Source organism: Actinoplanes ianthinogenes (assembly GCF_018324205.1).
Taxonomy (GTDB): Bacteria; Actinomycetota; Actinomycetes; order Mycobacteriales; family Micromonosporaceae; genus Actinoplanes; species Actinoplanes ianthinogenes.
Genome location: NZ_AP023356.1, coordinates 7,720,139 through 7,738,402, shown reverse-complemented (window position 1 = coordinate 7,738,402; position 18,264 = coordinate 7,720,139). Strand labels below are relative to the sequence as shown.

General features: G+C 69.6%; 16 protein-coding genes. 5 read left to right on the top strand and 11 right to left on the bottom strand.

From position 1 onward, the window contains the following. Positions 1-7 precede the first annotated feature (7 nt). Positions 8-418, top strand: coding sequence for a MerR family transcriptional regulator (locus Aiant_RS34925; protein ID WP_189333895.1), 411 nt, complete (start codon positions 8-10; stop codon positions 416-418). A gap of 52 nt (positions 419-470) precedes the next feature. Here Aiant_RS34925 and Aiant_RS34920 read toward each other — a convergent pair whose 3' ends face one another. The 8 genes from Aiant_RS34920 to Aiant_RS34885 form a co-directional block, all read right to left on the bottom strand. Next, on the bottom strand, positions 471-1,790 hold the full coding sequence (locus Aiant_RS34920; RefSeq protein ID WP_229830873.1) for an aspartate aminotransferase family protein: 1,320 nt from the start codon (positions 1,788-1,790) through the stop codon (positions 471-473). A 214-nt stretch (positions 1,791-2,004) separates the two neighbouring features. Next, complete coding sequence (locus tag Aiant_RS34915) at positions 2,005-2,847, bottom strand: ABC transporter permease (RefSeq protein WP_189333893.1); 843 nt, start codon at positions 2,845-2,847, stop codon at positions 2,005-2,007. After that, complete coding sequence (locus tag Aiant_RS34910) at positions 2,844-3,707, bottom strand: ABC transporter permease (protein WP_189333892.1); 864 nt, start codon at positions 3,705-3,707, stop codon at positions 2,844-2,846. Before Aiant_RS34910 ends, Aiant_RS34915 begins: the two co-directional genes overlap by 4 nt. Before the next feature lie 7 nt (positions 3,708-3,714). Further along, on the bottom strand, positions 3,715-4,923 hold the full coding sequence (locus tag Aiant_RS34905; RefSeq protein ID WP_229830829.1) for a polyamine ABC transporter substrate-binding protein: 1,209 nt from the start codon (positions 4,921-4,923) through the stop codon (positions 3,715-3,717). 41 nt (positions 4,924-4,964) lie between these two features. Further along, positions 4,965-6,122 carry an ABC transporter ATP-binding protein gene (locus Aiant_RS34900; RefSeq protein WP_189333890.1) on the bottom strand — a complete coding sequence of 386 codons (1,158 nt, stop codon included), beginning with the start codon at positions 6,120-6,122 and terminating at the stop codon, positions 4,965-4,967. Positions 6,123-6,166: 44 nt separating this feature from the next. Further along, positions 6,167-7,603 (bottom strand): aminobutyraldehyde dehydrogenase, encoded by a 1,437-nt coding sequence (locus tag Aiant_RS34895; protein ID WP_245006633.1) that lies wholly within the window; start codon positions 7,601-7,603, stop codon positions 6,167-6,169. A gap of 131 nt (positions 7,604-7,734) precedes the next feature. Next, positions 7,735-9,069, bottom strand: a complete 1,335-nt coding sequence (locus tag Aiant_RS34890; RefSeq protein ID WP_189333888.1) for an aspartate aminotransferase family protein — start codon at positions 9,067-9,069, stop codon at positions 7,735-7,737. A gap of 11 nt (positions 9,070-9,080) precedes the next feature. Continuing rightward, a complete protein-coding gene (locus tag Aiant_RS34885; protein WP_189333887.1) occupies positions 9,081-10,565 on the bottom strand; it encodes a CoA-acylating methylmalonate-semialdehyde dehydrogenase in 1,485 nt (494 codons plus the stop codon). A gap of 59 nt (positions 10,566-10,624) precedes the next feature. On the opposite strand from Aiant_RS34885, the gene Aiant_RS34880 reads away from it, so the two are divergent. Beyond that, positions 10,625-11,953 carry an aminotransferase class I/II-fold pyridoxal phosphate-dependent enzyme gene (locus Aiant_RS34880; RefSeq protein WP_189333886.1) on the top strand — a complete coding sequence of 443 codons (1,329 nt, stop codon included), beginning with the start codon at positions 10,625-10,627 and terminating at the stop codon, positions 11,951-11,953. An 80-nt stretch (positions 11,954-12,033) separates the two neighbouring features. Continuing rightward, the gene (locus Aiant_RS34875; protein ID WP_229830825.1) at positions 12,034-12,600 is read left to right on the top strand and encodes a Uma2 family endonuclease; all 567 of its coding nucleotides are present in this window, start codon (positions 12,034-12,036) and stop codon (positions 12,598-12,600) included. Here Aiant_RS34875 and Aiant_RS34870 read toward each other — a convergent pair whose 3' ends face one another. Further along, positions 12,601-14,277: a serine/threonine-protein kinase gene (locus Aiant_RS34870; protein ID WP_229830824.1), complete on the bottom strand. Its 1,677-nt coding sequence runs from the start codon at positions 14,275-14,277 to the stop codon at positions 12,601-12,603. A gap of 80 nt (positions 14,278-14,357) precedes the next feature. Between Aiant_RS34870 and Aiant_RS34865 the strand changes: the two genes are divergently transcribed. Continuing rightward, positions 14,358-15,122, top strand: coding sequence for an inositol monophosphatase family protein (locus Aiant_RS34865; RefSeq protein WP_189333884.1), 765 nt, complete (start codon positions 14,358-14,360; stop codon positions 15,120-15,122). Between the two features lie 275 nt (positions 15,123-15,397). Here Aiant_RS34865 and Aiant_RS34860 read toward each other — a convergent pair whose 3' ends face one another. Continuing rightward, positions 15,398-16,327: a DUF3618 domain-containing protein gene (locus Aiant_RS34860; RefSeq protein WP_189333883.1), complete on the bottom strand. Its 930-nt coding sequence runs from the start codon at positions 16,325-16,327 to the stop codon at positions 15,398-15,400. Here Aiant_RS34860 and Aiant_RS34855 point away from each other — a divergent pair. After that, entirely contained in the window at positions 16,326-17,234 is a 909-nt protein-coding gene (locus Aiant_RS34855; RefSeq protein WP_189333882.1) for a hypothetical protein, read from the top strand. The two genes, Aiant_RS34860 and Aiant_RS34855, sit on opposite strands and share 2 nt — an antisense overlap. A 604-nt stretch (positions 17,235-17,838) precedes the next feature. Here Aiant_RS34855 and Aiant_RS34850 read toward each other — a convergent pair. Continuing rightward, the gene (locus Aiant_RS34850) at positions 17,839-18,258 is read right to left on the bottom strand and encodes a phage holin family protein (protein WP_189333881.1); all 420 of its coding nucleotides are present in this window, start codon (positions 18,256-18,258) and stop codon (positions 17,839-17,841) included. Positions 18,259-18,264: the final 6 nt, after the last annotated feature.

The window sequence follows — 18,264 nt, the reverse complement described above, 5'->3', positions numbered from 1 at the left end:
TTTTTGCATGACGGACATCGGGCTGAGCATCGGGGAGATCGCGCGACGGACCGGCTTGAGTGTGGACACGCTGCGGTTCTATGAGCGGGAGGGGCTGCTCACCCGGCCGGTGGAGCGGGATGCGGCGGGGCGGCGGGTCTATCGGGTCGAGGACGAGGGCTGGCTGGAGATCTGCACGAATCTGCGGCGGACCGGGATGCCGCTCGGTGAGATCCGGCGGTTCGCCGATCTGGTGCGGGCCGGCGCCGGGAACGAGAGGGAGCGGCTCGCCATTCTCCAGGAGCATCGGGAACGGGTGACCGAGGAGATCCGGCGGCTGGAGAAATTCCGCGACGTCATCGATTACAAGGTACGGGCCTATGCGGCGGAGGTCGAAAAGGGCACCGCGGCGACTTTCTGGACCGGGGCACCCGCATAACGCGGAAATGCCCGCCTCCGGCGATGGAAGGCGGGCATTTCCTAAAAAAGCGTCAGAGACGGTTCCAGGCCTCGGTGAGCACCGAGCGGAGGATCTGCTCGATCTCCGCGAACTGCGTCTCGGTCGCGATCAGCGGCGGCGCGAGCTGGATCACCGGGTCGCCACGGTCGTCGGCGCGGCAGTACAGACCCGCGTCGAACAGGGCGGTGGAGAGGAAGCCGCGCAGCAGCCGCTCGGACTCCTCGGCGTTGAAGGTCTCCTTCGTCGCCTTGTCCTTGACCATCTCGATGCCGAAGAAGTAGCCGTCACCGCGGACGTCGCCGACGATCGGCAGGTCGAGCAGCCGCTCCAGGTACGACCGGAAGACCGGGCTGTTCCGGGTGACGTGCTGGTTGAGCTGCTCGCGCTCCATGATGTCGATGTTGGCGAGCGCGACGGCGGCGCCGACCGGGTGGCCGCCGTAGGTGATGCCGTGGGCGAACATGTTGTCGCCCTTCTTGAACGGCTCGACCAGCCGGTCCGAGGCGATCATCGCGCCGAGCGGCACGTAACCCGAGGTCAGACCCTTGGCGGCGGTGATGATGTCGGGCTGGTAGCCGTACTTGTCGGCGCCGAAGAACTCGCCGAGCCGGCCGAACGCGCAGATCACCTCGTCGGAGACGAGCAGCACGTCGTAGCGGTCGCAGATCTCGCGGACCCGCTGGAAGTACCCGGGCGGCGGCGGGAAGCAGCCGCCGGCGTTCTGCACCGGCTCGAGGTAGACCGCGGCGACCGTGTCCGGGCCCTCGAACTCGATCATCTCGGCGATCCGGTCGGCCGCCCAGACGCCGAACTGCTCCTCGGTCATCGAGGGGTCGGGCCGGCGGTAGTAGTTCGTGTTCGGCACCCGCATGGTGCTCGGGATCAGCGGCTCGAAGTCCTGCTTGAACGGCGGGATGCCGGTGATCGACAGGGCGCCCATCGAACTGCCGTGGTACGCCACCGCGCGCGAGATGACCTTGTGCTTCATCGGCTTGCCGACGCGCTTGTAGTACGCCCGGGCCAGCTTCCACGCCGACTCGACGGCCTCGGAGCCGCCGGTGGTGAAGAAGACCCGGTTCAGGTCGCCGGGGGCCATGTCGGCCAGCCGGGCGGCCAGCTCGATCGCCTTGGGGTGGGCGTAGGACCAGATCGGGAAGTACGCCAGCTCGCCGGCCTGCTTGGCGGCGGCGTCGGCGAGCTCCTGCCGGCCGTGGCCGGTCTGCACCACGAACAGGGCGGAGAGCCCGTCCAGATAACGACGGCCGGTGGAGTCCCACACGTAGCAGCCGTCGCCTCGGGTGATCACCGGTACGGGAGCGTCCTGGTACGCGGAGAGCCGGGTGAAGTGCATCCACAGGTGGTCGCGGGCGGTCGCGGAGAGAGCGTCCACATCATCGGGCTGTCGGTCGGTCACGATTTCTCCACACCACTAGTTCCTGCTGTTACTCTCGATCCTGCCTACGGATTCCGTCGCGCACAACCCCTGATACAACTATTTCCGCGTTGTTCGGCAGAAAAACTAAAGCGCCGGCCCCGCATGGGGGGCCGGCGCCGCGACACCACGGTCAGGCTTTCTTGGTCTTGCTCCGCGAGCGCAGGTTGGTGATCACCGCGATCAGGATGCCGGCCGCGAAGATCAGCGTGCCCATCACGTTGACCTGCGGGGGCAGGCCGACCCGGGTCGCGCCCCAGATCCACAGCGGGAACGTCACGGTGGTGCCCGCGGTGAAGTTGGTGACCACGAAGTCGTCGATGGAGAGCGCGAAGGCGAGCATCACGCCGGAGAAGACGGCCGGCAGGATGATCGGGAACGTGACCTTCCAGAACGTCGTCCACGGGCCGGCGCCGAGGTCGGCGGCGGCCTCCTCGATGGACCGGTCCAGGGTGATCACCCGGGCCCGGACGACCGTGGAGACGAACGAGATGGAGAACATCACGTGGGCGATCGTGATGGTGGTCGCGCCCAGCCCGATGCCCGCCGAGACGAAGAGCGTGAGCAGCGAGATGCCCATGATCAGCTCAGGCGAGGACATGGTGGCGAACATGATCAGGTTCAGCCCGTCGGCGCCGCGGAACCGGTAGCGGCCGAGCGCGTACCCGATGCCGGTGCCCAGCGCGCCGGCCAGCAGCGAGCTGACCACCGCGATCACCAGCGAGATGACCAGCGCCGAGGTGAGGTCGCTGATCGCGAAGACGTCCTTGTACCACTTGAGCGTGAAGCCCTGCCAGGTCTGGTTGTACCGGCCCTTCGGGTCGTTGAACCCGAACGCGATCATGATCAGGATCGGCACCACGAGCCAGGCGATGATCAGCCAGGTGTAGAGGAACATCGCTCGCTCGCCGGTGAGCCTGGCCTTCCGGCGGGCTGCGGGGGCCGCGGTGGGCCGTTCCAAGGTGTGAGTCGTCATCGGGCCGCCGCATTCATGACGTCCTCGGTGCCGAGGACCCGGGCATAGATGAAGACGCCGGTCAGCAGGACCGCCATCAGGAAGAACGAGAGGGCCGAGGCCATCGGGTAGTTCGAGTTGGCCAGGGCCTGCGCCTGCACGACCTGACCGATCATGGTGGTCGACGAGCTGCCCAGCACGCCCGAGTTGACGTAGTCCGAGCTGGCCGGGACGAACGTCATCAGCACGCCGGCGAAGACGCCGGGCAGGGCGAGCGGGAAGACCACCTTGCGGAACACGGTGAGCGGTTTGGCGTACAGGTCACGGGCCGCCTCGACCACGCGCGGGTCGATCCGCTCCAGGGCCACGTAGATCGGCAGCACCATGAACGGCAGGAAGTTGTAGATCAGGCCGAAGATCACCGCGTACGAGGTGCCGAGGATGTGGAAGCCGGGCGAGAGCAGCCCGGCCTCCTTCAGCGGATGCAGCAGCATCCCGTCGTCGGTGAGGATCTGCCGCCAGGAGATCGTCCGCAGCACGAACGACACGAAGAACGGCAGCAGGATCAGGAACAGGTAGGTCGACTTGCGCTTGCCGCCGTAGAAGGCGATCCAGTACGCGACCGGGAAGCTCATCACGACCAGGGCGACCGTCGTGATGAGCCCGTACACCAGCGAGCGGATCAACTGGGTCTGGTAGTTCGTGATCGCGTCGACGTAGGTCTGCCAGTGACCCGTGAAGACGTACCCGTTGACGATGTCGCCCTGCTGCAGGGAGAGCGAGAACATGGTGACCATCGGCACCACGAAGAACAACAGCAGCCACAACCCGCCGGGAAGCACGAGCAGGTAGGGCGCGAGTGTACGTTTTACCCGGTTCATCGGCGACTCAGCTCAAGGTGATCGGTTCGAAGATGCTGGCGAAGGTCTGCTGCTCTTCCGCCGTGTTGAAGTCCACGTAGTAGTGCAGCTTGGCGTAATCGGCGTCGCCGGGGAACACCAGCGGGCTGCCGGCGACCTGCGTGAGCAGGGTCTTGTCCTCGCCCGAGGCGGCCGCCGCGTCCTTGGAGATCTGCGCCTGCGCGGCCGGCACCGGGCAGACGTAGTTGATGTACTCGGCCAGCGACGCGGCGTTCTCGACCTCGTAGAAGAAGTCCATCAGCATGATCGCGTCGACCGGGTTGGTGGCGGTGACCGGGATGGTGAAGTTGTCCGTCCAGATCGTGCCGCCCTCCTCCGGGATGATGAACTTGAAGTTCGTCCCGTCCGAGACGTTCTTCTGGAAGATGTCGCCGGACCAGGCCTGGGTCAGCCAGACCTCGCCCTTGCCGAGCGCGTCGACGTAGCTCTGGTCGTAGTAGTTGCGGACCAGGCCCGCGTCCTTCTGCTCCTTGAGCTTGGCGGCGGCCTTCTTCCACTCGTCCTCGCCCGAGTCGCCCGGCTTGAGGCCGGCCGCGAGCAGGCCGAAGTTGGCCAGCTCCTGGGAGTCGGAGAACATGCCGACCTTGCCCTTGAACGCCGGGTCCCACAGGTCGGCGAGCTTGGTGATCTCCCGGCCGGTCTTCTTGGGGTCGTAGGCGATGCCGGTGATGCCGGACGCCCACGGGATGCTGAAGACGTTGCCCGGGTCGAACGACTCCTGGGCGTACTTCGGCGCGGCGTTCTTGGTGAAGTTCGGCAGCTGGGAGTGGTCCAGCGGGGCCAGGAAGCCGCTGTTGCGGAACTGGCCGAACTGGAGCGAGTTGGTGATCACCATGAGGTCGAAGCCGATCGACTGACCGGCCGAGAGCTGGGGCTGCACCTTGGCGAACCAAGGACCCATCTCCTGGATGACCTCCTGGTAGTTGACCTGGATGCCGGTCTTCTCGGTGAACTTCTTGAGCTCCGGCTTCTTCGGGTCCATGTAGAGCGGCCAGTTGGCGAAGTCGACCTTGCCGTTCTTGGCCTTGCCGCTCCAGAACTTCTGCACCGCGTCCGGCGCGACACTGGCCTCCGGCTTGCCCTTGCCCTCGACGCCACAGGCGGCGAGGAAGGCACCAAGAGCCGACACGCCGCCGAGGCGCAACGCGTCACGACGACCGAGGCGCCGCCGCGTCATGCCTCGCAGGAGAGAGGGGTCCGGCTGATTGGTGGGGTACATCAGACTCCGATCGGGTACGAGTGCTGCGGGGCCCAGGTGAGGAAGACGCGCTCGCCACGCGAGGCGACGTCCTCGGCATCGTGAGCGTTCTGGTCGAACACCACGAAATCTGATCCGGCGGAAGTCGCCACGGTGTAGTTGGTCGATGTGCCGTGGTAGACGACCTCGGTGACCGTGCCGGCCAGCACACTCCCGGCGGACTGCGGCGGCGCGCTCCGGTGCAGATCGATCTTCTCCGGCCGGACCGACACCTCGATCGCCTGGCCGGCCCGCACGGTGGCGGGCACCGCCACCACGATCCGGCCCTCCGAGCCGAGGTCGAGCAGCGCGTGCCCGTCCTCCACCCGGCTGACCTGACCGTCCACCAGGTTCGAGGTGCCGATGAACCCGGCCACGAACCGGGTCGCCGGCTTCTCGTAGATCTCCCGCGGGGTGCCGAGCTGCTCGATCAGCCCGTCGTTCATCACCGCGATCCGGTCCGACATGGTCAGCGCCTCGCCCTGGTCGTGGGTGACGTAGACGAAGGTGATGCCGACCTCGCGCTGGATCCGCTTGAGCTCGATCTGCATCTGCTGCCGCAGCTTCAGGTCGAGCGCGCCGAGCGGCTCGTCGAGCAGGAGCGCCCGCGGGTGGTTGACCAGGGCCCGGGCCAGCGCGACCCGCTGCTGCTGGCCGCCGGACATCTCTTTGGGGTGCCGCTTCTCGAAGCCGGTCAGCGACACGATCTCGAGGATCTCGCCGACCCGGCGCTTGATCTCGGACTTCGCGACCTTCTTGCGCTCCAGGCCGAACGAGACGTTCTGCACCACGTTCAAGTGCGGGAACAGGGCGTACGACTGGAACACCATGTTGACGTCGCGCTTGTTGGCGGCGACGCCGGTGACGTCCTTGCCGTCCAGGAACACCTGGCCGGTGGTCGCCTCCTCGAAGCCGGCGATCATCCGCATGGTGGTGGTCTTGCCGCAGCCGGACGGACCGAGCAGCGAGAAGAACTCCCCCTGACCGATCGTCAGGTCCAGGCTCTTGACGGCGGGCACCGCCTCACCGTGCGACAGGTATTCCTTGCGCACGCCGACGAACTCGATCGCCGGATGCCCGGTCCGCTCGCCGGTGGCGGACGGCGCCGTCACGGCCTGGTGCGGGGGAGACGTGGTCATTTGTTCACCTCGGAGGCGGGGGCGTTGAACTGTGCGGGGCCGGATCAGCCGTGAAAACTCATCACGTGTTTGATCCGGGTGTACTCCTCGAAGCCGTACATGGAAAGGTCCTTGCCGTAACCGGAGTGGCCGTAGCCGCCGTGCGGCATCTCCGAGACGAACGGCAGGTGGGTGTTGATCCAGACCGCGCCGAAGTCCAGCCGGCGGGAGACGCGCATCGCCCGGCCGTGATTCTGGGTCCAGACGCTGGCGCTCAGGCCGTACCGGACGTCGTTGGCGAAGCGGATCGCCTCGGTCTCGTCGGCGAACGGCTGCACCGTGATGACCGGCCCGAACACCTCGTCCTGGATCATCTCGTCGCGCTGCCGGAGCCCGGCCACCACGGTCGGCTCGAAGAAGAAGCCGCGGTCGCCGATCCGGTTGCCGCCGGCCACCACCTCGGCGTGCGCCGGGGTGCGGTCCAGGAAACCGGACACCCGCTCCAGCTGGCTGACGTTGTTGACCGGCCCGAAGAACGCGTCCGGGTCGGACGGGGCGCCGACGTGCGTGTTCTTGGCGGCGGCGGCCAGGGCCGCGGTGAAGTCGGCGGCGATCCGCTCGTGCACCAGGACCCGGGTGGCCGCGGTGCAGTCCTGGCCCGCGTTGAAGAAGCCGGCGCCGGCGATCGCCTGGGCGGTGGCGGCGATGTCGACGTCGTCGAAGACCACGACCGGCGCCTTGCCACCCAGCTCCAGATGCACCTTCTTGAGGTCGGGGGCGGCCGCCGCGGCGACCTCCATCCCGGCCCGGGTGGACCCGGTGATCGAGACCAGCTGCGGGGTGGGGTGCACGACCAGCGCGCGGCCGGTGTCCCGGTCGCCGCAGACCACGTTGAGCACGCCGGCCGGCAGGAACTCGGCGGCGATCTCAGCGAGCAGCAGGGTGCTCACCGGGGTGGTGTCGGACGGCTTGAGCACCACCGAGTTGCCGGCCGCGATCGCCGGGGCGAGCTTCCAGATCGCCATCACCAGCGGATAGTTCCACGGAGTGATCTGGGCGCAGACGCCGATCGGCTCACGGCGTACATAAGAGGTGTGGTCCCGCATGTACTCGGCGGCGGCCTTGCCCTCCAGCATCCGCGCCGCGCCGGCGAAGAAGCGCAGCTCGTCCAGGACCGGGCCGATCTCCTCGGTCCGGGTGGCCTCGACCGGCTTGCCGGTGTTGCGGCACTCGGCCTCGATCAGTTCCTCGGCCCGCGCCTCCACGGCGTCCGCGATGCGCAGCAGCGCCCGCTGCCGCTCGGCCGGGGTGGTGTCCCGCCAGACCTCGAAACCGGCGGCCGCGGCGTCGACCGCGGCCTCGACGTCCCGCGCCGAGGAGACCGGCGCGTATGCGTAGGTCTCCCCGGTGCTGGGGTCGACGACCGGAGACGTCCGCCCCTCCTCGGTGTCCGCGAAGGACCCGTTGACGAAGTTGCGAAGCACGGGAAACTCGGTGCTCACGGGGGAAGCGCCTTCCGATCGTGTGGTGGTGCTCACCAGAAGTGGGGGAACCTTGTCACACCTGTCACGGGGAGGACAAGGGAATCCGAAGTAATTTCCAAGCTGGAAACAGAATTCAGAAGCTGCAACGCTCAGGATGTGTAGAAACCGTCGGCAACTGCCAAAGCCTCGTCCAAGATCGTGAGACCCTCGCGGACCTCCTCGACGCTCGTCGTGCAGGGCGGCACCACGTGCACCCGGTTGAAATGGGTGAACGGCCAGAGGCCCCGTTCCTTGCAGGCCGCGGCCACGTCGTTCATCGGCCCGGCCGCCGCGCCGGCGGCGTTGAACGGCACCAGCGGGGTCTTCCGGTCGTCGCGGACCAGCTCGATCGCCCAGAAGACGCCCAGGCCACGGACCTCGCCGACACTCGGGTGCTTTTCGGCAAGGCGGGAGAGCTCCGGGCCGATCACGTCCTCGCCCAGCATCCGGGCGTGCTCGATGATCCCCTCCTCCTTGAAGATCTGCATGGACGCGACCGCGGAGGCGCAGGCCAGCGGATGACCGGAATAGGTCAGCCCACCCGGGAACGGCCGCTCCCGGAACGTCTCGGCGATCTCGTCGGAGATCACCACGCCGCCCAGGGGCAGGTACCCGGAGTTCACGCCCTTGGCGAAGGTGATCAGGTCGGGGGTGACCCCCCACTTGTCGACCGCGAACCACTCGCCGCACCGGCCGAAGCCCGCCATCACCTCGTCGGCGATGAAGACGATGCCGAACTCGTCGCAGATCGCCCGGACGCCGGCCAGGTAGCCGGGCGGCGGGACCAGGATGCCGTTCGTGCCGACCACGGTCTCCAGGAGGATCGCGGCGATGGTCGCCGGGCCCTCGAAGACGATGGTGTCGCGCAGGTGCTGGAGCGCGCGCTCGGACTCCTGCGCCTCGTTCTCGGAGTGGAACGGGGAGCGGTAGGGGTACGGGCCCCAGAAGTGCACGACGCCGACCGCGACCGGCTCGTTCGGCCAGCGCCGCGGGTCGCCGGTCGCGGTGATCGCGGTGGCCGTCGAGCCGTGGTAGCTGCGATAGGTCGAGAGCACCTTGTGCCGGCCGGTGTGCAGGCGGGCCATCCGGATCGCGTTCTCGTTCGCCTCGGCGCCGCCGTTGGTGAAGAACACCTTGTTGAGCGGGCCGGGGGCGACCTCGGCGATCATCCGGGCCGCCTCGCCGCGCTTGTCGTTGGCGAAGGCGGGCTGGATGGTGCAGAGCTTCGCGGCCTGCTCCTGGATCGCCGCCACCAGCCGCGGATGCTGGTGGCCGATGTTGATGTTCACCAGCTGCGACGAGAAGTCGAGGTACTTCTTGCCGGTGTAATCCCAGAAGTGGCTGCCCAGCGCCCTCTCGATGGGCAGCGGGTTGATCAAGCCCTGGGCGGACCAGGAGTGGAAGACGTGGGCGCGGTCGTCCGCACGAACCTGAGCTTCTGACATAACTGGCATCCTCACCGAGTCTGCGGGAAACCGAGGTCGATCGCCGAGGTTCCGGGATCCGGCCAGCGGGACGTGACGACCTTGCCGCGGGTGAAGAAGTGGATGCCGTCCGGGCCGTACATGTGGCTGTCGCCGAACAGGGACGCCTTCCACCCGCCGAAGGAGTAGTAGGCGACCGGGACCGGGATCGGCACGTTGACGCCGACCATGCCGGCCTCGACGTCGAACTGGAACTGGCGGGCGGCGCCGCCGTCGCGGGTGAAGATCGCTACGCCGTTGCCGTACTCGTTCTCGTTGACCAGCGTGACGGCCTCGGCGTAGGTGCCGACCCGGACCACCGAGAGCACCGGGCCGAAGATCTCGTCGGTGTAGACCGTCATTTCCGGCGTAACGTTGTCGAGCAGCGTGGCGCCGAGGAAGAAGCCGGACTTTTCCGAAATATCACGACCGTCGGCGACGACCGTGGCGCCCTGTTCCGCGCCGGCCTCGATGTAACCGGCGACCTTGTCGCGATGCTGCGCGCTGATCAGCGGCCCCATGTCGACGTCCTTGTCGGCCCCGTTGCCGATCTTGATCTTCGGGAGCCGGGCGGCGATCGCCTCCACCAGCGGGTCCGCGATGTCCCCGACCGCCACGACGACCGAGATCGCCATGCAGCGCTCCCCCGCCGCGCCGTAACCGGCGCTGATCGCCGCGTCCGCGGCCGCGTCCAGCTCGGCGTCCGGCAGCACGATCATGTGGTTCTTCGCCCCGCCGAGCGCCTGCACCCGCTTGCCCTGCGCGGTGCCGGTCTCGTAGATGTACTTCGCGATCGGGGTGGAGCCGACGAAGCTGATCGCCGCGATGTCCGGGTGCACGAGCAGGGCGTCGACCGCCTCCTTGTCACCGTTGACCACGGTGAACACACCCTCCGGCAGCCCGGCCTCGGCCCACAGACGGGCCAGCCAGAGCGCGGCGGACGGGTCCTTCTCGCTGGGCTTGAGCACGAACGCGTTGCCCGCGGCGATCGCGGTGGCGCACATCCAGAGCGGCACCATCGCCGGGAAGTTGAACGGGGTGATGCCGGCGACCACGCCGAACGGCTGACGGATCGAGTACACGTCGACGCCGGTGGCGGCCTGCTCGGAGAACGAGCCCTTCATCAGGTGCGGGATGCCGGTGGCGAACTCCACGTTCTCCAGGCCGCGGGCGACCTCGCCGGCCGCGTCGGCGAGCACCTTGCCGTGCTCGGCCGTGATGATCGCGGCGAGCTCGCCGGTCCGCTCGGCGAGCAGCTCCCGGAACTTGAACAGCACCGCCGAGCGCTTGGACAGCGACGCCGACCGCCAGCCCTTCGCCGCCTCCTTGGCGACCGCGACAGCCTCGGCGACCTCGGCGACCGACGCCAGGTCTACTTCGGCGGTCTGCTCGCCGGTGGCGGGGTTGAAGACCGGGGCGACCCGGCCGGACACGCCGGCACGCTCCGCGCCGGCGATCCAGTGCGCAATGTGAATCATGCGCCGAGATTATGTGACGACCCTGGACCGAACAATGCTGAAAATGTACTGTCACAAAAATGTTCGATGCGATCGTGGCCCGGCTCAGCGACCCCAGCGCCCGCGGGCTGGCCGAGGCGGTCAGCCGGGCGGTCGGCGAGGGCGCCGTCGAGGCGGGCGCCAAACTGCCGCCGGTCCGCAAGGTCGCCACCGAGCTGCGCCTGTCGCCCAGCACCGTCAACGCAGCGTGGCAGCTGCTGCGCCGGGCCGGCACCATCCGGACGGACGGACGCCGCGGCACGGTCGTCGCCACCCCCGGCGCCGGTGGACCCGGGCGTTACCGGGCGGCGCTGCGCCGGACCAGCGGGTTCGGCCTCGACCTCTCCACCGGGGTGCCCGATCCGGCGCTGCTGCCGCCGATCCCGGCGCTGCACGGGCTCTCCCCCACGCCGACCAGTTACCTGGACGAGCCGGTGCTCCCGGAGCTGGCGGCGTTGCTGCGGGAGCGGTGGCCGTACCCGGCGGAGCGCCTCGCGGTCTTCGACGGGGCGATGGACGCGATCGACCAGGTGGCGTCGGGGCTGCTGCGGCTCGGTGACCTCGCGGTGGCGGAGAACCCGTGCTTCCCGCCGCTGCTCGACCTGCTCGAAGTGCTCGGCGTGCCGGTCGTCGGGGTGGGCACCGACGCCTCCGGCATGATCCCCTCCCAGCTGGCCGCCGCGCTGGCGCGCCGGCCCGCCGCGGTCTTCCTCCAGCCCCGCGCCCTGAACCCGACAGGCGCGTCGTGGTCACCGTCGCGGGCCGCGGCGCTGGCCGCTGTCCTCGCCGACCACCCTTCGGTGTACGTCGTGGAGGACGACTCCGCGGGTGACCTCGCGTCCGGTGAGGCCTGTTCGGTCGGCGCCCACCTGCCGCGGCAGGTGGTGCACGTGCGCAGCTTCTCCAAGTCCCACGGGCCGGACCTGCGGCTGGCCGCGGTGAGCGGGCCGGCGACCGTGCTCGACCCGATCCTGGAGCGGCGGCTGCTCGGCCAGGGGTGGACCAGCCGGTTGTTGCAACGGCTGCTGTTCTCGCTGCTCACCGACCCGGCGTCGGTGGCGGCGGTGCGGGCGGCCCGGGACGAGTACGCCCGCCGGCGGCGGCTGATCCGCGACGGCCTGCGCTCGGCCGGGATCGACCTGCCGGACGGCGAGGGCATCAACATCTGGCTCCCGGTCGCCGACGAGCAGGCCGCCCTGCTGAGCCTGGCCAGCGCGGGCATCGGCGCCGCGGCGGGGACGGCCTTCTCGGTCGGGCCCAGCACCCCGCACCTGCGGATCACGGTCGGCCTGGTCACCACCGACCACGCGGCGGTCGCCGCCGACCTGGCCCGCGCCGCCAAGACCCTGGCTCCCGCCATCCTCCGCTGATCACCCTGACGGCTGACATCTTGCTCCGCGACAACTAGTCGTGCGATGATTTCGGCATGAGCGCATGCGACACTCTCCCCATGAGCCAGGTCTCACTACAAGATCGCGATGCCCCCTGGACCGAAGAGGAATACCTCGCGCTCGGCGAAACCATCAGTCGCATCGAGCTGATCGACGGGAGCCTCTGGGTGAGTCCGGCACCGAACTTCCCGCACCAGGGAATTTCCACCATGCTCATGTTTCAACTCCACCAGCCCGCGCGCGCCGCCGGCCTCCGAGCATTGCCGGCCACCAATCTGCGCTTGCGCACGGGACGCATCGTCATTCCCGACATCGTCGTGGGCGGGGGTCCCCGCGTCGTACTTGTCGGTGAGGCCACCGATGTCGTGCTGGTCGGCGAAATCACTTCGCCGAGCAACGCGGCCACCGACCGCCTGCAGAAAATGTCGTTCTATGCCGAAGCCGGAATCCCGTGGTACCTCCTGGTCGAGCCCGACTTCACCGACTACGAGTCGGTGACGCTGCGCCTTCTCCGCTTGGCCGACAAGGCTTACCTCGAACACGCCACCGCGAAACAGGGCGAGACGCTGACCTCGGACGTGCCGTTCCCCATCTCCATCAGCACTGAGGAACTGCTCGACTTCTGATCAGTCCTTGACGGGGACGAAGCTGGCGAAGACCACATCCAGAACGTCGTGACGATACTGGTCCCAGTCGGCGGCCGGGGTTTGGAACCAGAAGCCGTAAGCCTGGTGCGCCGATGTCACCACACCGCGGTTGTTCACATGCTGGCGGCCACCGTTGTTGAAGGTGAACTCCCAGTCGGCCGCCTTCGTGAAGTAGTCGACCGGCGCGATCTTGATCTCGGCGTACCCCGGAAAATCCCCGCCGCGGACCCGCGCGTTCCGCTGCGTCTGCCAGTCCTTGACCGGATTCGATCGCGGGTGGTCGGTCTGGTCGATGCCCAGGACGTGCCCCTTGCCGTCCCGCCAGTACCGCATCGTCGCGCCCGGCTTCTTCGACGTGGTCCAGCCCTTCGGCACGTATACCGAAAAGCCGGTGCTGTCCCGATATTCCACCCAGCCGTCCGGTAGTGGCGGCCGCCCGCCCGCCGGGCTCGCGCTGACGCTCGGGGTCGCCGACGGCGCGGTGGACGGCGGCGCCGACGGAGCGGTGGACGATGGCGCGCTGGTCGCGGTGGTCGTCGCGGTGGCGGTGGCCTCGGCCGGCCGGGTCGTCGCCGGTGGTTGCTCGGCCGTCGTCCGCGTCGACGAGCGGTTCGTCAGCAGGATCGCCAGACCGGCGATCAGGACCAGGACGGTGGCCACGACCGCGATCAGCCGCCGGCTCTTTTTCGGTACGGCGGGGAGCACCGCCGGACGGTCGTCGTCGAGCGGAGTCCGCGGCTTAGGGATCGCCGCCACCGCGACCGCCGGGCTCTCCTCCGTCTCGGCGACGGCCCGGCGCAGCACCTGCTCGGCGTCCTCGGCGGTCATCCGCTTCGCCGGGTCCTTACGTAGCAGACCATCCAGCAGCGGGGCGAGCGGACCGGCGTGCTCGGCCCGCGCCGGCTCCTCGGTGGCCAGCGCCGCGAGGGTGGCCATCGTCGACGAACGCTCGAACGGCGAATGCCCCTCCAGCGCCGCGTACAGCGTCGCGCCCAGCCCCCACATGTCGGCGGGCGGGCCGCTGATGCCGAACCGGGCCCGTTCCGGAGCCATGTACAGCGGCGATCCGAGCAGCACGTCCGACTTGCTGGTCAGGCTGTCGTCGTCGAGCGCGGCGATGCCGAAGTCGGTGAGCAGCACCCGGCCGTCGTCGGCGAGCAGCACGTTCGCCGGTTTCACGTCACGGTGCTGGACGCCGGCGCGGTGCGCGGCCTGCAGGGCGGCGAGCAGGTCCTGGCCGATCCGGGCCACCCGGTACGGGTCGAGCGGGCCGTCCTCGGCGATCACCTGGCGCAGCGAGCGGGACGGAACGTACTCCATGACGATCCAGGTGTGATCGTCCAGCGAGAGGACGTCGTACACCTGAACCACGCCGGGATGGCTGAGCCGGGCGGCGGCGCGGGCCTCGCGTAGCGTCCGCCGGGCCGCGGCGTCGCCGCCGGCCAGCTCCTCGGGAAGGTCGATCTGCTTGATCGCGACCTCGCGCTCGAGGATCTCGTCGTGCGCCAGCCAGACCTGCCCCATGCCGCCGCGGCCGAGCTCGGCACCGAGCCGGTACCGGCCCGCGAGCAGGGTGGGTGCGTCGGGCATGCCCTTCGATATACCCGGATCGCCGTTCTTTACCGCGGTCCCGTCCTCGGCGTCCAGGGGATTCATCGGTGACCGAGCCTGCCGTCCTGCGCCGGAGGGGATCGGCGCCGGACCATCCTCGCACGTCCTGCACTACGGTCCGAACCATGGATCATGAGACCGCCATCGCCGCCGCGCTGGCCGCCGCGGACGTCATCCGGGACCGGTACGGGCGCGCCCTGGACCGGGTCGACAAGGGTGGCGGCGACTTCGCCACGGCCGCGGACCTCGCCGCTGAGCAGGCCATTCACGAGGTGTTGCGGGCGGCCTGCCCGGACGACGCGATCACCGGCGAGGAGACCGGCGCCTCCGGACCGGCCGACGCCCGGCGCCGCTGGCTGGTCGATCCGCTGTGCGGCACGCTGAACTACGCGGTCCGGACTCCGCTGGTCGCCGCCAACGTCGCCCTGCGGGACGGTGCGCGGGTGACGGCGGCCGCGTCGGCCGATCCGTTCACCGGTGAGACGTACTGGACGGACGGCGCGGTGGCCCGGGTCCGCCGCCCGGACGGCAGTGACGTGCCGCTGGTCCCCTCCCCCGAGTCGGCGCTGGTCGACATCAACCTGGACCCGCCGTTCCCGGTCGAGCCGGCCATGGTGATCGGCGCACCGGGTTTCCGCGAGCGTTTCCGGCCGCGGGTGATGTCGACCACGCTGGCGCTGCTGTGGGTGGCGGACGGGCGGCGGGCGGCCTATCTGACCTATGGGGACGTCAGGAACAGCGTGCACTTCGCGGCCGGGATCGCGGTGTGTGAGGCGGCGGGGTGCGTGGTCACCGGGGCGGACGGGAAGCCTTGGCAGTCGGGGTCGGGGCTGCTGGCCGCTGCTGACGCCGAGACGCACGAGGCGTTGCTGTCTTTGATCGATCTTTAGATACGCGCGGAGCAACGCCGGCGCCGAGCCCTGCTCGTTCCCGCTCTGATGGGGCGGTCCGGGCTCGGACAGCGGCCTCTCGATCGGCAACCCCTCGAACCCCGACGCCGCGGCCCAGCCCGGGTTGCGTGGGCTGGGCCTTCGCCTTTTCGGCGGTCAACGGGTGCGCGGGCTGAGCTTTCGGCTTTGTCGGCGGTCAGCGGGTGCGTGGGCTGGGCCGTCGGCTCTTTCGGCGGTCAGCGGGCGCGCGGGCTGGACCTTCGCCTTTTCGGCGGTCAGCGGGAGCGGCGGATCAGGGCGACTCCGGCTGCGGCGGTGGCCAGGGCGGCGCCGATGATGGCGTACTTCTTGGGGTGGGCCGCGACCCGGCGCCGTGCTGTGTCGATCACGGCGGTGGCGGCGTCGGCTGCGGACGTGGCCACTCTGGTGCCGGCCTGGGCCGTGGCCTCGGTGATGTGCGCCGGAGCGTGGCCGCTCGGGGTCATCGCCTCCTTGGCGTGCGCCCCCATGGCCGCCGCGCGCTCCTTAAGGTGCTCCATTTTCTCCGCGGCCTGATTGCGCACTCCTCCGGCGACGGATTCCTTGAGTACGGTCGCCTTTTCGGTCGCGGCTTGCCGGAGGTTGACGGTCTTTTCTCCGTCCGCTGCCTGCCCGCCTGCGGCGCCCTTCAACTCCGCCGCCTTCTCCGCGGTGGCGTCCATCAGTGCTCCGGCCTTGCCGGAAGCCACATCTTTCAGTTCTGCGGCCTTGTCAGCAGCGGCTTCTTTCCATCCCGAGGCCTTGTCGGTGGCGGCCTCCTTCAACTCCGCGGCCTTGCCCGTGGCCGCCTCCTTCAACCCCGCGGCCTTGTCCACGGCCGCCTCCTTCAACCCCGCGGCCTTGTCCGTGGCCGACCCCTTCAACTCCGCGGCCTTGTCCGTGGCCGACCCCTTCAACCCCGCGGCCTTGTCCGTGGCCGCGTCCTTCAGCTCCGCGGTTTTCTCGGCGGCTGCGTTTTTGAGGTCGGCGGCGGATTCCTTGAGCTGCGCGGTCTTCTCCGCTGCGGACTGCTTGACCCGGCCCGGGATGTCGGCCTTGGCCACCAGCGCCTCGACGGTCTCTCCCATCTCGGCCCGAGTCTGCTCGATCTCCTCGCGCAGCTGTGCGGCGTCACGCGGTGGCTTTCCGCCCGCTCCGGCGGCTCCCGGCTTCGACTGCACAGACATGGACGAATCCCCCTTCGACGTCTCATTCATCGGAGATCCCGCGGTCGGCGCGGGTGACGAGCCAGGTTTCGGAGCGGGCGAGGCCTTCGAGGATTCCGGCTCCGGTGCACTGCCCGCCGAGGTGGCGGACAGTGGCTTCGGGGCTGCACCCACTTCGGGAACCTCGAACAGAGCAGTCCCGGACTTCCCGGCGGCCACGGCCGTAGGCTCGGTGACCTTGACCGGGCCGGGCGCCTCACCGTGCGAAGGGCCCGGACCGGGACCTTTCGTTTCGCTCTGGCCGATGGACGCTGGACCGCGCTGCTCAGCCGCGGCCGGACCACTCTCGCTGGATGCGCCAGGCTTCGCCACAGCAGGCGATCCCTTGGCGTCTGCCCGGTCGGCGCCGGCCGCCGCCACCTCCGGAACGCTCGTTTTCGGCGCTCCCGGTTTCGCCGCAGCCGACGCTGCGGAACCCGCGGCCGCGGAAGTGGGTTTCGGCGGCGCGGGCGTGGTAGTCGGCGCGTGCGGCGACGGCACATCGGCCTTCGACGGCGTAGGGCTGGAACCCGCCGACGAGCCCGCAGCAGGAGACCCGTTCTGCGGCGGCGCGGGTTTCGGAGCCGCGCCCGGCGCTGAAGGGTGCGGTGAAGGTTTCGGAGCCGCGCTTGAGATCGGTGAATGCGGTACCGGACCAGCGCTCGGAGCAGGCGACGCCGGTTTCGCGGCGGCGCTCGGAGCAGGCGGCGTCGGTTTCGCGGCGGCGCTCGAAGCAGGCGGCACCGGTTTCGCGGCGGCGCTCGAAGCAGGCGGCACCGGTTTTGGGGCACCGGCCTGGGGTGGGCCTGGTTTTGGAGTGCCAGCCTGGGGCGGGCCGGGCTTCGGGGTAGCGGCCTCCGGCGCCGCTGCCTTCGACGCACTGGTCTGAGCCGCGCCAGGCTCGGCGGCGGGCTCTGATGACGGGACACCAGCCTGCGGCGGACCTGGCTTGGGAGCCCCGGCCTGAGGCGGGCCTGGCTTCGGAGTGCCGGCCTGGAAAGAGCCGGGCTTCGTGGTACCGGCTTGGGGCGAGCCGGGCTTCTCGGTACTGGCTTGAGGCGGCCCGGCGGCACCGGCATGAGGCGAGCCCGGCTTGGCGGTACCGGCCTGGGGTGGGCCGGGCTTGGCGGTGCCGGCCTGGGGTGGGCCGGGCTTGGCGGTGCCGGCTTGGGGTGGGCCGGGCTTGGCGGCGCCGGCTTGGGGCGGGCCGGGTTTCGGGGTGGTGGCTTGGGGTGGACCGGGTTTGGGGGTGGGGTTCTTCGGGGCGGTGCCGGCGGAGGATTTGCCGGTTCGGGTGGCGCCCGGGGACGTGGTGCCTCGGGTGCTGTTGGTAGGGGCCTTGCCGGCCGGGGCGGCGCCGCCCGGGGACTTTCCGGCCGGGCCTGGGCCGGGGGCAGGGTCCCGGCCGGAGTCCGGGCTGCTGCCAGCGGCGGGGGCGCTTCCGGAGGGTGAGGTGGTCCCGGAAGTGGATTTCCCGCCGCTGGCATTGTTGGTCACAGGTTCCTCCCGGTGCGGGCGGCGGTCATGAAGGCGTCGACGTCCTCACGGCCGCTCGCGATCGCGGCCTCCGGGGTCGGGGGTACCGCGTGGCGGACCTCCTGGCGACCGGCCAGCGCGGTGACGCCGGCGGTCAGGAAAAGGGCGGCCGTGATGATCAAGGCGGCTACCCAGACCGGCATGACCAGGGCCAGGGCGGCGCCGGCGGTGACCAGGAGGGCGCCTACGCCGTACATCGCGATGACGCCGGCGGCGCCCAGCAGACCGGCGCCCTTTCCGGCACGTTTGCCCTTTTCCATCAGCTCGATGCGGGCGAGTGTCAGTTCGTCCCGGACCAGCGTCGACATCTGCTCGCTCAGCCGGCTGACCAGTTCCGCGGTCGATGCCTGATCGACTCGCGCGTCCGTGTGCGCCATCGTCCC

What these genes read in the sequence shown, in the direction of transcription:
- Aiant_RS34925 (WP_189333895.1), top strand. Translation starts at nt 8, where the DNA reads ATGACGGACATCGGGCTGAGCATCGGGGAGATCGCGCGACGGACCGGC.
- Aiant_RS34920 (WP_229830873.1), bottom strand. Translation starts at nt 1,790, where the DNA reads ATGCACTTCACCCGGCTCTCCGCGTACCAGGACGCTCCCGTACCGGTG.
- Aiant_RS34915 (WP_189333893.1), bottom strand. Translation starts at nt 2,847, where the DNA reads ATGACGACTCACACCTTGGAACGGCCCACCGCGGCCCCCGCAGCCCGC.
- Aiant_RS34910 (WP_189333892.1), bottom strand. Translation starts at nt 3,707, where the DNA reads ATGAACCGGGTAAAACGTACACTCGCGCCCTACCTGCTCGTGCTTCCC.
- Aiant_RS34905 (WP_229830829.1), bottom strand. Translation starts at nt 4,923, where the DNA reads ATGACGCGGCGGCGCCTCGGTCGTCGTGACGCGTTGCGCCTCGGCGGC.
- Aiant_RS34900 (WP_189333890.1), bottom strand. Translation starts at nt 6,122, where the DNA reads ATGACCACGTCTCCCCCGCACCAGGCCGTGACGGCGCCGTCCGCCACC.
- Aiant_RS34890 (WP_189333888.1), bottom strand. Translation starts at nt 9,069, where the DNA reads ATGTCAGAAGCTCAGGTTCGTGCGGACGACCGCGCCCACGTCTTCCAC.
- Aiant_RS34885 (WP_189333887.1), bottom strand. Translation starts at nt 10,565, where the DNA reads ATGATTCACATTGCGCACTGGATCGCCGGCGCGGAGCGTGCCGGCGTG.
- Aiant_RS34880 (WP_189333886.1), top strand. Translation starts at nt 10,625, where the DNA reads ATGTTCGATGCGATCGTGGCCCGGCTCAGCGACCCCAGCGCCCGCGGG.
- Aiant_RS34875 (WP_229830825.1), top strand. Translation starts at nt 12,034, where the DNA reads ATGAGCCAGGTCTCACTACAAGATCGCGATGCCCCCTGGACCGAAGAG.
- Aiant_RS34870 (WP_229830824.1), bottom strand. Translation starts at nt 14,277, where the DNA reads ATGAATCCCCTGGACGCCGAGGACGGGACCGCGGTAAAGAACGGCGAT.
- Aiant_RS34865 (WP_189333884.1), top strand. Translation starts at nt 14,358, where the DNA reads ATGGATCATGAGACCGCCATCGCCGCCGCGCTGGCCGCCGCGGACGTC.
- Aiant_RS34855 (WP_189333882.1), top strand. Translation starts at nt 16,326, where the DNA reads ATGGACGAATCCCCCTTCGACGTCTCATTCATCGGAGATCCCGCGGTC.
- Aiant_RS34860 (WP_189333883.1), bottom strand. Translation starts at nt 16,327, where the DNA reads ATGTCTGTGCAGTCGAAGCCGGGAGCCGCCGGAGCGGGCGGAAAGCCA.
- Aiant_RS34850 (WP_189333881.1), bottom strand. Translation starts at nt 18,258, where the DNA reads ATGGCGCACACGGACGCGCGAGTCGATCAGGCATCGACCGCGGAACTG.